Raw genomic sequence first — 14,260 nt, forward strand, 5'->3', positions numbered from 1 at the left:
AGCTAAACGTACATCGTACTTCTTGTTGATCTCCCAAAGGAAACGATTCAGAATCTTATTTGAGTTACCACGATTCTTGTTAATCTCATCACCTGAGTGACCACCTTGCAAACCGCTCACATCCAAACGAACAGCGAAATATCCAGCAGGAATAGCCTCTCTAGTGTATGATAGAGTAGCTAAAGTATCGATACCACCCGCACAACCTAAGAAAATCTCACCCTCATCTTCTGAGTCAAGATTCAATAGAATATCACCGCTTACGAAATCCGGCTGAAGTGCAAAAGCACCCGATAATCCCGTTTCCTCATCAACCGTAAACAGACACTCGATAGGCCCGTGCTCAATATCAGAAGAAGACAACAGTGCCATTTCAGCAGCAACTCCAATACCATCGTCAGCACCCAAAGTGGTTCCTTTTGCTTTCACCCATTCGCCATCAATCCAGGGAATAATAGGATCTGTATCGAAGTTGTGCTCTGTTGAAGAGTTCTTCTCACAAACCATATCCATATGCGACTGTAAAACAACAGTCTTAAGATTCTCCTTACCTGGAGTTGCCGGCTTCTTGATTAAAACATTTCCAATCTCGTCGCGCTTGGTTTCAAGATTGTGTTTCTTACCAAAATCCATTAGGAATTCAATAATTTTCTCTTCTTTTTTTGAAGGACGAGGAACCTGACAAATGGCCTCGAAATGTTCCCAAATTACTTTAGGTTCTAATCCGCTTAGTACGCTCATTGTTTATTTTTTAATTTGAGATAAAGAACCAAATAGTCATCAATCTCAAAATGTGTTAGTATTCTTCTTTTTTTAACAAACTCAAAGGTAATAAAAGCTAGCATAAAATTAATTTGTTTCTCTATATATTCAATCGACAAATAATGCTTTATAATCAAATTATGTCAGATCTATTTATCGCTAATACTGCAAACTTTTCTATTTTTATGTCGTTTTGTCAGCCTCTGCTTCGTGGCACAAGCTTTGATCAAAGCTTTCACGTTAAATTTTAATATTAAATCAAAAATTTAAAAATATGTCAACAGGAAAAATTGGTGTTACCAGTCAGGATCTGTTCCCGATTATTAAGAAATTCTTATACTCTGATCACGATATCTTTTTACGTGAAATCGTTTCGAATGCGATTGATGCCACTCAAAAGCTTAAGACTTTAGCTGCAACAGGCGAATTCAATGGCGAACTGGGAGAACTTAAGATTTCGGTGAAACTCGACAAAGAGGCTAAAACTTTAACCGTTTCCGATCGTGGTATTGGTCTGACTAAAGAGGAAGTTGAGAAATACATCAACCAGATTGCTTTTTCAGGTGCTGAAGAGTTCATGGATAAATACAAGGATCAAGCCAATGCCATTATTGGTCATTTCGGTTTGGGTTTCTATTCTTCATTCATGGTATCTGATAAGGTTGAGATCATTTCACGTTCTTACAAAGAAGGTGCTGAGGCAGTGAAATGGAGTTGCGAAGGGAATCCTGAGTACACACTCGAAGCAGCTGAAAAGACTGAGCGTGGTACTGATATCGTAATGCATATCTCAGAAGAGGAAAAAGGATTTTTAGAAGAAAGCCGTATTCAAGAGCTTCTGGACAAGTACTGTAAATTCTTGCCTGTAGAAATTACTTTTGGTAACAAAAAAGAATGGAAAGATGGCAAGAATGTTGAGACTGAGGAAGCGAATGTTATAAACGACATCAATCCAACATGGACAAAAAAGCCAGCTGATTTAACTGACGAAAACTACAACGATTTCTACCGTCAGCTTTACCCAATGGGCGAAGATCCTTTGTTCCACATTCACCTGAATGTTGATTACCCATTCAATTTGACTGGTATTCTTTATTTCCCTAAGCTTAAGAACTCGGTTGAAATTCAGAAGAATAAGATTCAGTTGTACTGCAACCAGGTATTTGTTACCGATTCGGTTGAAGGTATTGTTCCTGAATTCCTAACCCTATTGCATGGTGTTATCGACTCACCAGATATTCCATTGAATGTATCTCGTTCATACCTTCAGTCTGATGGTAACGTTAAGAAGATCTCAAACCACATCACCAAGAAAGTAGCGGATAGCTTATTCGATATCTTTAAAAAAGACCGTCAGGACTTTGAAGCGAAGTGGGATGACTTGAGAATTTTCGTTCAATATGGTATGCTTAGCGAAGAGAAGTTTTACGATCGCGCTAAGAAATTCATGCTTGTTAAAAACACCGATGGCAAATACTTTACAACTGAAGAGTATGAAGCAATCGTTAAAGAAAATCAGACAGATAAAGATGGCAATATGATTTGCCTATACTCAACTAATGCTGATGAGCAATACACTTATATCGATTTGGCAAAAGCCAAGGGATATGATGTTCTATTGATGGATAGCCAGTTGGACAATCACCTGATTAACACTTTAGAGCAGAAGACAACAACGACTAAATATGTACGTGTTGACTCTGACGTTATTGACAAGTTGATTCAGAAGGACGAGGCAAAAGCTTCTAATATAACTGAAGAGCAGAGAAACGATTTGATTCCTGTATTCAACTCACAACTTCCTAAGGAGAAAGTGAACTACATTGTAGCTTTCGAAGCATTGGGTGCCGAAGCACAGCCATTAATGATTACTCAGGCTGAGTTTATGCGTCGTATGAAAGATATGGCTGCTATGAACCCAGGTATGGCAATGTTTGGAGAAATGCCAGATTCGTATAACTTAGTTGTAAATACAGATCATGTACTTATCGAAAAAATTATTGAAAGCAAGGATGCTGAACTAAGCGATAAAATTGCTGAAGTGAAGGCTAAATTGGCGCCAGTAGTTGCCGAGAGAGAAGCACTTGAAGTTCTTAAAAAGGACAAGAAAGAAGATGAAGTTCCTCAGGAAGAAAAAGATAAAATGACTGAGGTTCAGAAGCAGATTACTGCAATTAACGCTGAGCGCGAAGCTCTATTAACAGGTTTTGGTAAGGATAATCAAATTGTAAAACAACTGGTCGACCTTGCTCTACTTGCTAACAACATGCTTAAAGGTGAAGAGTTGGCTAAGTTTGTAAAACGTAGCATCGACCTAATCAAATAGTCTGTTCAAATCTAGTTCAAGACAGAAAGCCACAACCTAAATGGGATGTGGCTTTCTTCTTTTTATTTTAAACTTATCTTTGCATCACATTTAGATACATTTACACCTATGGAAAGAACAGAATTCATTAATTATATATTCGATGCCCTTTACGCTCAGCCAGAAGGTGAGTCATTAGATATTGCTTGTTGGGGAATGGAGCATCTTCATACTGAAGATGACAGCCCGATATACGAATCGATTATCGAAGAGCTCATATCGAACGAATGGGCGGTAGATCAAGGCTTAGGTTTTCTTTCTTTAACTCCTGAAGGGCGTGATATTATTAATGAGTTTGGATCGTATACGGCTTTCATGGAAACCTACATGCAGCCTGCTCCTCAAATTAAATCACCGCTTTCGTTAAAGACAATCAGCTTAGTCATTAACCTTATTCTGGCATTATTTATAGCTATGTTGATGATAACAAAAAATAATGATGATCAGATTATCTCCGATCAAAAGGCTAAAATTGAAGCACAGCAGGCAAGTATTGATTCTTTGCAAAAGGCTACAACGAAATAATAAACAGAATGGCTTAATTGGGCTTTGGACAAACCTCCAAGCCTTCACCTAAGGCTAGTTGGCGCTATGGTTAAACCTCCAAGCCTTCACCTAAGGCTAGTTGGAGCCATGGGTAAACCTCCAAGCCTTCACCTAAGGCTAGTTGGAGCCATGGGTAAACCTCCAAGCCTTCACCTAAGGCTAGTTGGAGCCATGGGTAAACCTCCAAGCCTTCACCTAAGGCAGTTGGCGCTATGGGTAAACCTCCAAGCCTTCATCTAAGGCTAGTTGGAGCTTTGGTTAAACCTCTAAGTCATTTTATTTTCAGACAATTCGTTGTAACCAATCCGCTTCAATTATTGAACACATCAATTCTCATTGCCCTATTCCATTAATAATAAGAACAGTGCCTACAACATCAAAAACAGTCCTCCTAAATAAAAAGGCTAAGGTTTAAACATAAATAATTTCTCACTCATCATAAAAAAGATGTATTTTAGTATAAAAGATACTAAGTATGAAAGTAGAGACAGATTTCAGCAATGATGAAATTAAACAGTTATGGGACAAGTTTGGATCAATTTCTCAAGAAGAGTTGTTTCAATGCTTCGATGAAGATATACAGAAACTTACCCAATTTGTAGGCGGCTACAAGAAATATTATGAGAAACTAGGGACTTCCGAACATAAAGGGATGAGTAGCTTCGCCAACCTGAGTGAATTTAATTCCCACATACTCCAACTCTTATTAAAGAATCAGGAAGGCATTCTGAACATTGATTTTAGGAAGCTTGCCGAAGGCTATCTAAAGGCCTTAGACACAAACCTGGAAGAGATAAATAAAACGATTCAAAAAAAAGAACCCTTTAGCCCTTACTCATTCAACAGGCAAGATAAATTGCTCGTTATCTTAAAAAAGCTGAATACAAACGCGCGTTTTTTTGTAAGGTATCTAAGGCGACGTTTTTTTAATGTTTTTCGACGCCTATTCCGCTTAGCCCCATTAGAATTACAAACTTACCGATATCGCAAACTGCCCTACCAGTCTATGGTGCTCTATTATATGGGTGTACAGCTTCCTAAAGCAATCATTGACTCTCTACACCATCTAATGAAAACAAAGAGTCAGATATTGCTGAACTTATGGGAATTCGACGGGAATTTTGACGCTAAACTACAGAATAAGCTTTTAGAAAATCAAAATGCAGACCTGTCTTTAACAAGCATACAGGATAATAAATTTGAAGTATTCTCAAAACAAGAAGAGCTAATTAAGGAACTGACGATCTCGTTAAAAAATGAGATTGAATTAGCGTGCATAAGCGTTTTTGAAGAATTGGATAAGACCCTACTGCTTGTAGACACAGCAGATATGCCAAGCCATCAATTTTTGCCATCCAAAATAAAATCAAAACAAGATGTTGTTCTAATCCAATTTGATCAAGAAAAGCAAAGATGGGAAAATACACATAAAACCTTATTAGATGATTGGTCTCTGGATGTCGAAATTGTCCTGCTATATTTCACAGTTTTGGATGATTATACCAATCTTAATTCGAAAATAAGCAAATTCATTGATGATCATTTAAGCCTGAATATTGAACAATTACGTGAATTTATAAATGCTTCAGCCAAGCGGATTCAGGATAATGCCACTACAGCTAAGAAACTAACTCAAGTTTTAAACGAGGAAAGATCGAAAATCTCCAATGAGTTTATTGATAAAATGCTTGCCCAAACGATTAAAAAATTATCGGGGAGCATTACTCAAGATATTGAAAAGTTTAATTCCAGAACAATTGACCTTATCAAAAATGTTTCAGACAAGCGTAGTTTTATAAAAAGTAAAAATTATGATCGAGGCATCCGAAGTTCAGAGATCAATTGGCTATCACCTAAAGAACTATTAAACTTTGAAGCTCTTCCTCATTTTGAAGCATCGATAAAAGAAATTAAACAATTTATTGAAGCCAATATGAAAAAAGCAAGAGTTAAGCTTCTTGCTATGGGAACTGTGAGTGATTTTAGTCTCGAGTCAGCTCAAATCATGTTACAAAAGAAAAAAGGGGCAATAAAATCAACCGCTCAGGTTGCTGAAGAAGGTCTAAATCGTGCCTTGAGCCATTTAGATGAAGTAACAGAGCTTATGGAGGCTATCAAACTAGAACCACAGGAACAGCTTCATCAAACCATTACAACTTTTAATACTGAGATTCAGAAACTCAAAAATATCGATACCATCCTTGAGCTGAATTTACAGATTGTGAAAATAAAGGCTATTGAACGATCGAAAAAGCTACGAAAAGATGCCATTACCTGGATTCTTAACATTGTTCCCAGGATAATCGATTTTGTGAAAAAGCATATTTCTGGCACTACGGGCTATATTGCTGAAATAAAGAAATATCTGGGTGTAAATGTAGATAAAGTTCAAATCTCTCACGAGCTTCCCGAATTTATTCGCCAAACAGAACTGGCCTTAAAAAAACTGCCCTTTGTTTACCAACGCCTTTACCAGTTAACGCCAACTGATGAAGATCGCTTTTTTGTTAACAGACAGACTGAATTGGAGAGCATGGAGCAAGCCTTTGACGATTGGGGAAAGGAACGTTTTGTCACTACAGCTCTTATTTCAGAGAAAGGGAATGGAGCGACTTCATTGTTAAAGATTTTTCTGAATAAAATTGAGACTGATATTCCAATTATTCATCAATCATCAGATAAAAAGATTTACAATACTCAAGCTTACTTTGCATTCTTTGCTGAAATATTTGAGCAAGATAAATTTGAATCAAACGAAGAAGTCATTGATTTTCTAAATAATAGAACCGATAATTTGATTCTTATTATTGAAAGCCTGCATCACTTTTTCATTAAAAAAGTAAATGGATTTGAATGTCAGAAAATGCTTTTCGAACTCATGTCCAGAACATCTAAAAAAGTGTTCTGGATTGTGAGTTATACCATACACTCTTGGGAGTATCTGAAAAAGACTTTACGTGTATCCGAACATTTTACCAGAGAGATTCAACTGCAAAAATTCGATGGAGAAATGCTGGATGAAGTTATTTTCAAACGCAATAACCTGAGTGGCTATAAAATTGAATTTGAACCATCGAAAGAAAACCTTAACTCCAAAACCTTTCAGAAAATGGATGACGATGAAAGACAATCCTATTTAAGGAAACATTTTTTCATTGAGCTCAATCAAATGTCTAATGGCAATGTTAGTTTAGCTCAGCTATACTGGCTTCGTTCTACTTGCTCGGTAAGCGATGATGCCATAAACATTAGTTCTCTGCGCGAAATTGATGCCTCCTTCGTTAAAGATTTACCTGCAGAACATTTGTTTGCCATGCATACCATACTAATACACGATGGTTTAAAACTCGAAGATTATGCACTATCATTAAACTTACCCGAGAGTAACTGCCGAAATATATTAATCCCAATGCTGGAAAAGGGTTTACTTATTCGACCTAAAGAAAAATTCAACATCAATCCTATTATATTCAGACAGGTAGTCAGTTTATTAAAATCACACAATCTAATCAACTAATTGTATCATGATGAAACATTTTACCTTCTACCTTTTATGTTTGTTGATAGGATACCTATATCCACAAACATCCACAGCTCAACATACAATCCAAGTCAAGCCTCTTCTAAGCCAGAATGATTCTTCGGCCAATGAATTTAGATTGGAGGGAATCAAACCTGATACCCTAACAAAGATAGATACGCTTACTATAAAAAAAGAAAACACTGCCTCTACTCTTGATACAATTGAGAATGTGAAAGCTGAAATAACAAGAGATATAATCGATTCACCCGAGCAAGACACAAGCCTGTTTAGTGTAACAAATCTATTCTCAAATTTCGATCCTAAAGTACCAAATAAACCCAAGGATGTATTGGAAGTCATTTCCTTATCGAAAATTTTCTGGACTCTCGTTCTTTTATTGTTTGGCTATTATTTTATCCAACTAGTCATTAAAATTCTCGATATCTTTTCTGAACGAAGTGCTAGATTTCGTATCACCATAAAAGGTATTATTCCCGTTTTTAGAATTCTAACTTGGTCTATCATTATTTTTGCCATTATAAAAGGCATTTACGACCCACCCTTCGAAACGGTTATCGCTTTTACAGCCTCGGTAGGTATTGCTGTTGGTTTGGCAGCACAAGATTTGCTCAAAAATGTATTTGGTGGTATGGCCTTACTACTCGACAGACCCTTTAAGGTTGGAGATAAAATTGATAGTGGCAAATATTATGGGGAAGTTATTGAGATTGGATTAAGAGCCACTCGATTAGTTACGGCTGACGATTCAGTTGTTTCTGTTCCCAATGCCGAACTAGTCAATTCGTCGGTATCTAATGCAAACTCCGGTGAACTCAATTGCCAAGTGGTTGCAGAAATTTATCTACCTATTGATATCGATACCTTCAAAGTAAGACAAATTGCGACCGAGAGTGCTCAAGTTTCTCGATACGTTTACCTCAACAAACCCATTACCGTTTTGTTTTTTAATGAGGTAAAAGAAAGACGTTCTTATCTTAAAATGAGGATAAAAGCCTATGTAATGGATATTCGCTACGAATTTCAATTTAAAAGCGATATGACAGAAATCGTTATACGCGAATTACTAAGAGAAGGGCTTATCTCAAAAGATGAGTTGTTTTAGATATTAGTCAAAAAAAAAATACCGACCTCATCAGAAGTCGGTATTTCTATTTTATATCGTAGCTCGTTAATTTCCTATTTCGCTTAGCTCCAGCCAGCGCATTTCTTTTTCGTCGATCATATCAACAACTTCCTGGAAACGTGCCGATTTTGTCATCAGATCATCATTCGATAGTGTTCCTGAGCTCATAGCCATTTCAAGCGTCTCTTTTTCCTCATTCAAACTTTCCATATCCTTTTCCAACTGTTCAAACTCTCTCTTCTCGTTGAAAGTCATCTTGGTTTTGGTGGTCTGCTTTGGTTTTTCCTTCTTCACTTTCACAGGTTTTTCAATCTGCTTCAGCTCCAACTCTTCTTCATCAATGGTATCTCGATAAATGGTATAATTGCCTGGGAAATTTCTGATTTGCCCCTGCCCTTCAAACACAAACATATGCTCAACTACCTTATCCATAAAGTAACGGTCGTGAGATACAATAATCAAACAGCCTTTAAAATTCATCAGATAATCCTCCAATACATTCAGAGTCATAATATCCAAGTCATTGGTAGGCTCATCCAGAATCAAGAAGTTTGGATTTTTCATCAATACCGTCATCAGATAAAGTCGGCGTTTTTCACCCCCACTCAATTTCGATACCTGATTGTATTGCGATTTGATTGGGAACAAGAAATATTCCAAAAATTGAGAAGCCGACATCACTTTACCATTACCCAAATCAATACTTTCGGCAATTTCTTTGATGACTTCAATGATCTTCTGACTCTCATTAATTTTCATGCCATCCTGCTTATAGTAGCCGTAGACAACAGTTTCACCAATCTCGATATTTCCAGAGTCAGCCTCAATATTTTGAGTAATAATATTTAAGAATGTCGATTTTCCTGTACCATTCTTACCAATGATCCCAATTTTCTCTCCACGTTGGAATTTATACGAAAAGTCTTTTAGAATTTTCAAATCTCCAAAGCTCTTATTTAAATGTTCGAATTCGAGTATCTTAGTTCCCAATCGAGCAGATTTAATATCAAGATCCATTTTATCCTCACGATAACCTGTATTGGCTTTATCTTTCAGCTCGTAAAAAGCATCAATTCTAGACTTAGCCTTTGTAGCACGTGCCTGAGGCATACGTCGCATCCACTCCTGCTCAGTTTTCAATAAACTTTTAGCCTTACCTGCTTCAGCATTCTGATTGTGGATTCTTTCTTCACGCTTTTCCAGATAGTAAGTATAATTCCCCTTATACGAATGTATGCTGTTGGCATCCATTTCGATTATTTCATTACAAACCCGGTCGAGGAAATATCTGTCGTGAGTCACCATCAAAAGGGTACCTTTCGATTTCTTCAAGTACTCTTCTAACCACTCAATCATTTCTAAATCCAAGTGGTTAGTAGGCTCATCGAGCATTAGGAGATCAGGATCAGTAATCAATACCTTAGCCATACCAATACGCTTTTTCTGTCCACCAGAAAGTTGAGAAATTGGCTGATCGAAGTTGGTAATTTTTAGTTTCGAAAGAATCTGTTTCACCTTTACCTCATAATCCCAGGCTTTGTGTAAATCCATCTTTTCGAGAATCTCTGTCATGCCAGCTTCCTGACCTGATTCTACCATTCTCTCATAATCACGAATAACTGATAAAACAGGATCTGTTGAATTAAACAACTCATTGATAACTGTATTATTTTCATTCATTTCAGGAATCTGCTCCAAATAACCCAGTTTAATATCCTTACGAAAAGAAATGTCCCCACTGTCCTGACCATCTTTTCCTGCAATGATATTTAAGAGCGAGGTTTTTCCCGTTCCATTTTTGGCAATCAGAGCAATCTTTTGTCCCTGTAGAACACCAAAGTTAATGTCGGTGAATAAAACCTTGTCACCATAGCTTTTGCTAAGGTTTTCTATTTGTAAGTATGATATCATAAATGACTGTGCTTTCGATTAGTTTGCAAATTTACGAATTAGAAACGACACCCAAGCTTATAAACTTACTTGAATGCAAGATCTAGAGCTCCTTTTTCATCATATCCAATAAAATTAAAAAGATCTAATAGCAGACAGAGCGATCTCTTATTTAAAATCATTATTTTCGTGAGTCTAATTAGTTAAGAATACATGCGAAAGAAAGAACGTTTTGAAAAAGTCATAGCTTGGTTTCAGGAAAATATGCCTATTGCAGAAACCGAGCTCCATTATACTAACCCCTACGAACTACTCGTTGCCGTTATCCTATCTGCACAATGCACCGATAAGCGTGTTAATATGATGACTCCTGCTCTTTTTGAGCAGTATCCGACAGCATTTGATCTATCTCATGCCACACAGGAAGACATCTTCAATTTTATTCGTTCGTGTTCGTACCCAAATAATAAAGCCAAGCACCTATTAGGTATGGCTAAAATGCTGGTTGAAGATTTCAAAGAAGAAGTTCCCGATGACATTAAAGAGCTTCAAAAAATGCCTGGAGTCGGTCGAAAAACTGCTAATGTGATTGCTTCAGTGGTTTACGATAAGCCTGCTATGGCTGTAGACACCCATGTTTTTAGAGTTTCAGCTCGAATAGGATTAACCACTAATTCGAAAACCCCTTTGGAAACAGAAAAACAGCTAATGAAATATATACCAGAAGAATTGCTTGCGATAGCACACCACTGGTTAATTTTGCATGGCCGTTATGTTTGCATTGCTCGAAAACCTAAATGTAAATCATGTGGATTGAAAGATTTATGCAAATACTATATTAAAGAATTGAAGAAAGAACAATAATGTACAGCTACGAATATCCCCGCCCAGCACTAACGGTTGATTGTGCCATTTTTTGTCAATATAATAAGCGTAAGTATGTTTTACTCATTGAACGTGCACAGGAACCCTTCGCAAATTGCTGGGCTTTTCCAGGAGGTTTTGTTGATATGGATGAAGATTTAGATCATGCAGCCTACCGCGAACTTAAAGAAGAAACTGGGTTTGAGAATTGTGAACTCAAACAATTTAAAACCTACGGCGGAATTAATCGTGATCCTAGAGGACGAACTGTATCTGTGGTTTACAAAGGGGAACTCAATTTATCTGAACTTCCTGCTGTAATAGGAATGGATGATGCCAAGCAAGCAAAATGGTGGCCAATAGATGACTTACCAAAATTAGCTTTCGACCATGATTGGATTATGAAAGAACTAATTGATGTGATGATGAGTTAATTCGAGGATATGTTGATATGTGAATTTAAGGAATATCTCTTGAGATCAGGCTCCTTTAGCCTTTAACTTCAACACTCTGTTCTAGGTACATCAAACTATCAGGCCCCATATTAAATAGGAGATCCAGAATGCTCAAGTTCTCTATAAAACCTTTTTTGTCGCTAAAAACCTGATAATATTCTTTTGAAACAAAAGAGAGATCAACAATAGATTTTGAAGCTTTAGGATGAATACCCTCTCTAAAATCAACAATCTGATTAACATCTTCAATATAATCATCCGTTAATTTAATGTTATAATCCAAATCAATCAAAGAACAGATCTCTTCTTGAATTTGAAGATTCATATCCAATAGAAAGTCCCATCTCCTATCGAAGAACTTCTTTAAATCGTCAATGTAGTATTCGTAAAAGGGTGATGATTGATACGCAGACTCAATGCCCTTCCAATGCTGTTTTTGCCAATCGGTATCGTAAGAGATTCTCACGTCCTTTGTTAGAATTTTCTTACTACTCGCTTTTACAACTGGTATTGTTAGAGCTAAAGCACCATTGGCTCCAAAAATATTACATCGGTTTCTATAAGATTGCTTCGAGTAATTCTCAAATTGCTCAATTAACACGTTGGGAAATTGAACCAACTTGCTGTAATATTGAATTGGGGCAAAATATGCAGTAGATAATAGGACTGTGCTTTCCATCTTCTTTTCTTGATTTTGTGCGAAACTACAAAAATAATGAATAAAAATTAAGGCTATCTCAATTGAGACAGCCTTAAATATAAAGTTTAAGAAATATAAGTTCTATTCAATTCCTTTAAAAAATCGATTCCATCTAATCTTGCTTAAGAATGATTTATCCTTATCAAGAGATAACCATACAAATGAGGCTTTTCCTACGATATGATCTTCAGGAACATAACCCCAATAACGAGAATCGGCTGACATATGACGGTTATCACCCATCATCCAATAATAATTCAGTTTAAAAGTATACGATGTTGCTAACTCTCCATTAATGTAGATACCATCCTCTTTCACGTCTAGCTTATTTCCCTCATAAGCCGTGATAGCTCTTTCATAAAGAGGTAAAGTCTTTTTCGTGACAGAAACCGTTACTCCTTTTTTTGGCAACACTAAAGGTCCAAAGTTATCGCGATTCCAATTATAATCTCTACTGAATGGAAAAACTTCTTCGTACATACCAAGTGGATATAGCACACGAGTTACAGATATCACATTATTCAGTTTCTTAAGCTCTTCAACTTTAGCATTTGTCAATGGTAATTCATACTCAGAATCATTTCTCCGACCTCTATCAGCAAGTGCAATATTAAGATCATCCAATTTTCTTGGATTAATAGAAGTGCCATTGGTTTTAACAATGTATTTGTATTGCATATCTTCGATAGCAGCTTGTGCTTTACCGTTTACAAACAGTTGACCATCTTTCGAAATTAAAGTATCACCTGGCAAACCCACACATCGTTTAATATAATTCTCACGTTTATCTACTGGTCGAGAACGAATATCGTACCGCTGTTTCATAAACTTACGAGCCATATTTTGGTATGCATGATCAGACTGCAACAAGCGGCCTTTGCTCATATCATCAGCCTTAAATTGCTGACCATAACCTCGAATGATAGAATGGTAATCCGGATTTTCATTCCCTACCCAGATGGTATCTCCTGCAGGAAAATTAAAAACGACAACATCATCACGCTCCACATCTCCAAAACCAGCCAAACGATGGTAAGGCCATTGTATCAATTCGGAATAAGACTTCATCGATTTTGTTCCTGGCATGGTATGATGAGCAAATGGGAACGATAAGGGTGTATTTGGCACCTTAGGCCCATAAGCCATTTTGCTAACAAAAAGGTAATCACCTACCAACATCGATTTCTCCATTGAAGAAGTCGGAATTGTGTATGCCTCTATAAAGAACATACGAATAAGAGTCGCTGCTACAACTGCAAATATTAAAGCGTCAATCCATTCGACAATAAAACCTTGCTTTTTAACGCCACGTTTCTTCCAAAATGCCCAATGCACTTTCTTACTAATATATACATCGAACAGAATAGGTAAGCCTAACACAAGCCAAAAGTTACCAATCCAAGTCATCATCAACAGATAGATAATGGCTGCCAATGAAAACTTAAACCATTTATTCTTTAAAAATTCCTTCATAGGGTATTTATTTTATTTTGAAGTCTTGTTTGAAATTGATTTTGTGCGAATCTACAAAAATTATTGTTTACAGTTTTAATAAATCAGTCATTCCAAAGAATCCAGACTTACCAGGCATAAACTCAGCGGCTAATACGGCACCAAAAGCAAAACCTTTACGGCTATATGCCTGATGCTGAATTTGAATTTCATCAACCTCCGAATGCCAGGTAATACTGTGAGTTCCTGGAACAGCTCCATGACGCTTAGCCACAATGCTCATTTCAGACTCTTTAGTACTTAAGCCTTCAATCCATGAATCTTTCACTGGGTGATTCTCAAGAACGCCTTCGGCTAAAGTTAATGCAGTTCCACTTGGGGAGTCTAATTTATGAATATGATGAATCTCTTCCATATCCACATCGTACTGATCGAAACCAGACATCAATTGAGCCAATTTCTTATTCAGCTCGAAAAATAAGTTCACGCCTAAACTAAAGTTTGAAGCGTAGAAGAAGCCCTTACCCTCTTCACATCGAGACTTAACCCCCTCCAATTG

At 36.8% G+C, this 14,260-nt stretch carries 11 protein-coding genes; 6 read left to right on the plus strand and 5 right to left on the minus strand.

Features of this window, described 5'->3' with window-relative positions; translation table 11 throughout:
* The coding region (gene pepD / locus ABY905_RS07395) for a beta-Ala-His dipeptidase (RefSeq protein WP_372642104.1) at window positions 1-741 on the minus strand (741 nt) is incomplete at its 3' end.
* Between the two features lie 295 nt (window positions 742-1,036).
* Here pepD and htpG point away from each other — a divergent pair.
* The 4 genes from htpG (at window position 1,037) to ABY905_RS07415 (ending at window position 8,319) form a co-directional block, all read left to right on the plus strand.
* Window positions 1,037-3,088, plus strand: a complete 2,052-nt coding sequence (gene htpG, locus ABY905_RS07400; RefSeq protein ID WP_372642106.1) for a molecular chaperone HtpG — start codon at window positions 1,037-1,039, stop codon at window positions 3,086-3,088.
* A gap of 108 nt (window positions 3,089-3,196) precedes the next feature.
* On the plus strand, window positions 3,197-3,652 hold the full coding sequence (locus tag ABY905_RS07405) for a hypothetical protein (RefSeq protein ID WP_372642108.1): 456 nt from the start codon (window positions 3,197-3,199) through the stop codon (window positions 3,650-3,652).
* A 496-nt stretch (window positions 3,653-4,148) separates the two neighbouring features.
* Window positions 4,149-7,190 carry a hypothetical protein gene (locus ABY905_RS07410; protein WP_372642110.1) on the plus strand — a complete coding sequence of 1,014 codons (3,042 nt, stop codon included), beginning with the start codon at window positions 4,149-4,151 and terminating at the stop codon, window positions 7,188-7,190.
* Window positions 7,191-7,197: 7 nt separating this feature from the next.
* Entirely contained in the window at window positions 7,198-8,319 is a 1,122-nt protein-coding gene (locus ABY905_RS07415) for a mechanosensitive ion channel family protein (RefSeq protein WP_372642112.1), read from the plus strand.
* Window positions 8,320-8,385: 66 nt separating this feature from the next.
* Here ABY905_RS07415 and ABY905_RS07420 read toward each other — a convergent pair whose 3' ends face one another.
* The gene (locus ABY905_RS07420) at window positions 8,386-10,251 is read right to left on the minus strand and encodes an ABC-F family ATP-binding cassette domain-containing protein (RefSeq protein WP_372642114.1); all 1,866 of its coding nucleotides are present in this window, start codon (window positions 10,249-10,251) and stop codon (window positions 8,386-8,388) included.
* A gap of 192 nt (window positions 10,252-10,443) precedes the next feature.
* Here ABY905_RS07420 and nth point away from each other — a divergent pair, with 192 nt between their 5' ends.
* Window positions 10,444-11,094, plus strand: a complete 651-nt coding sequence (gene nth, locus ABY905_RS07425; RefSeq protein ID WP_372642116.1) for an endonuclease III — start codon at window positions 10,444-10,446, stop codon at window positions 11,092-11,094.
* Window positions 11,094-11,528: an NUDIX domain-containing protein gene (locus tag ABY905_RS07430; protein WP_372642118.1), complete on the plus strand. Its 435-nt coding sequence runs from the start codon at window positions 11,094-11,096 to the stop codon at window positions 11,526-11,528. The genes nth and ABY905_RS07430 overlap by 1 nt, the downstream gene beginning before the upstream one ends.
* 55 nt (window positions 11,529-11,583) lie before the next feature.
* Here the strand turns inward: ABY905_RS07430 and ABY905_RS07435 are convergent, their stop codons facing one another.
* From ABY905_RS07435 to ABY905_RS07445, 3 genes are all read right to left on the minus strand, one after another.
* Window positions 11,584-12,228, minus strand: a complete 645-nt coding sequence (locus ABY905_RS07435) for a WbqC family protein (RefSeq protein WP_372642120.1) — start codon at window positions 12,226-12,228, stop codon at window positions 11,584-11,586.
* 102 nt (window positions 12,229-12,330) lie between these two features.
* Entirely contained in the window at window positions 12,331-13,722 is a 1,392-nt protein-coding gene (lepB, locus tag ABY905_RS07440) for a signal peptidase I (protein ID WP_372642122.1), read from the minus strand.
* A gap of 67 nt (window positions 13,723-13,789) precedes the next feature.
* Window positions 13,790-14,260 (minus strand): 4-hydroxy-tetrahydrodipicolinate reductase (locus ABY905_RS07445; RefSeq protein ID WP_372642124.1); only part of this gene is annotated, 471 nt, incomplete at its 5' end.

Origin of the sequence: Ancylomarina sp. (assembly GCF_041555295.1) — a bacterium.
Lineage (GTDB): Bacteria > Bacteroidota > Bacteroidia > Bacteroidales > Marinifilaceae > Ancylomarina.

Bases quoted from the DNA above. Each gene is read 5' to 3' on its own strand.
- nth (WP_372642116.1), top strand. From the start codon at position 10,444: ATGCGAAAGAAAGAACGTTTTGAAAAAGTCATAGCTTGGTTTCAGGAA.
- ABY905_RS07415 (WP_372642112.1), top strand. From the start codon at position 7,198: ATGATGAAACATTTTACCTTCTACCTTTTATGTTTGTTGATAGGATAC.
- lepB (WP_372642122.1), bottom strand. From the start codon at position 13,722: ATGAAGGAATTTTTAAAGAATAAATGGTTTAAGTTTTCATTGGCAGCC.
- ABY905_RS07430 (WP_372642118.1), top strand. From the start codon at position 11,094: ATGTACAGCTACGAATATCCCCGCCCAGCACTAACGGTTGATTGTGCC.
- ABY905_RS07435 (WP_372642120.1), bottom strand. From the start codon at position 12,228: ATGGAAAGCACAGTCCTATTATCTACTGCATATTTTGCCCCAATTCAA.
- ABY905_RS07405 (WP_372642108.1), top strand. From the start codon at position 3,197: ATGGAAAGAACAGAATTCATTAATTATATATTCGATGCCCTTTACGCT.
- ABY905_RS07410 (WP_372642110.1), top strand. From the start codon at position 4,149: ATGAAAGTAGAGACAGATTTCAGCAATGATGAAATTAAACAGTTATGG.
- htpG (WP_372642106.1), top strand. From the start codon at position 1,037: ATGTCAACAGGAAAAATTGGTGTTACCAGTCAGGATCTGTTCCCGATT.
- ABY905_RS07420 (WP_372642114.1), bottom strand. From the start codon at position 10,251: ATGATATCATACTTACAAATAGAAAACCTTAGCAAAAGCTATGGTGAC.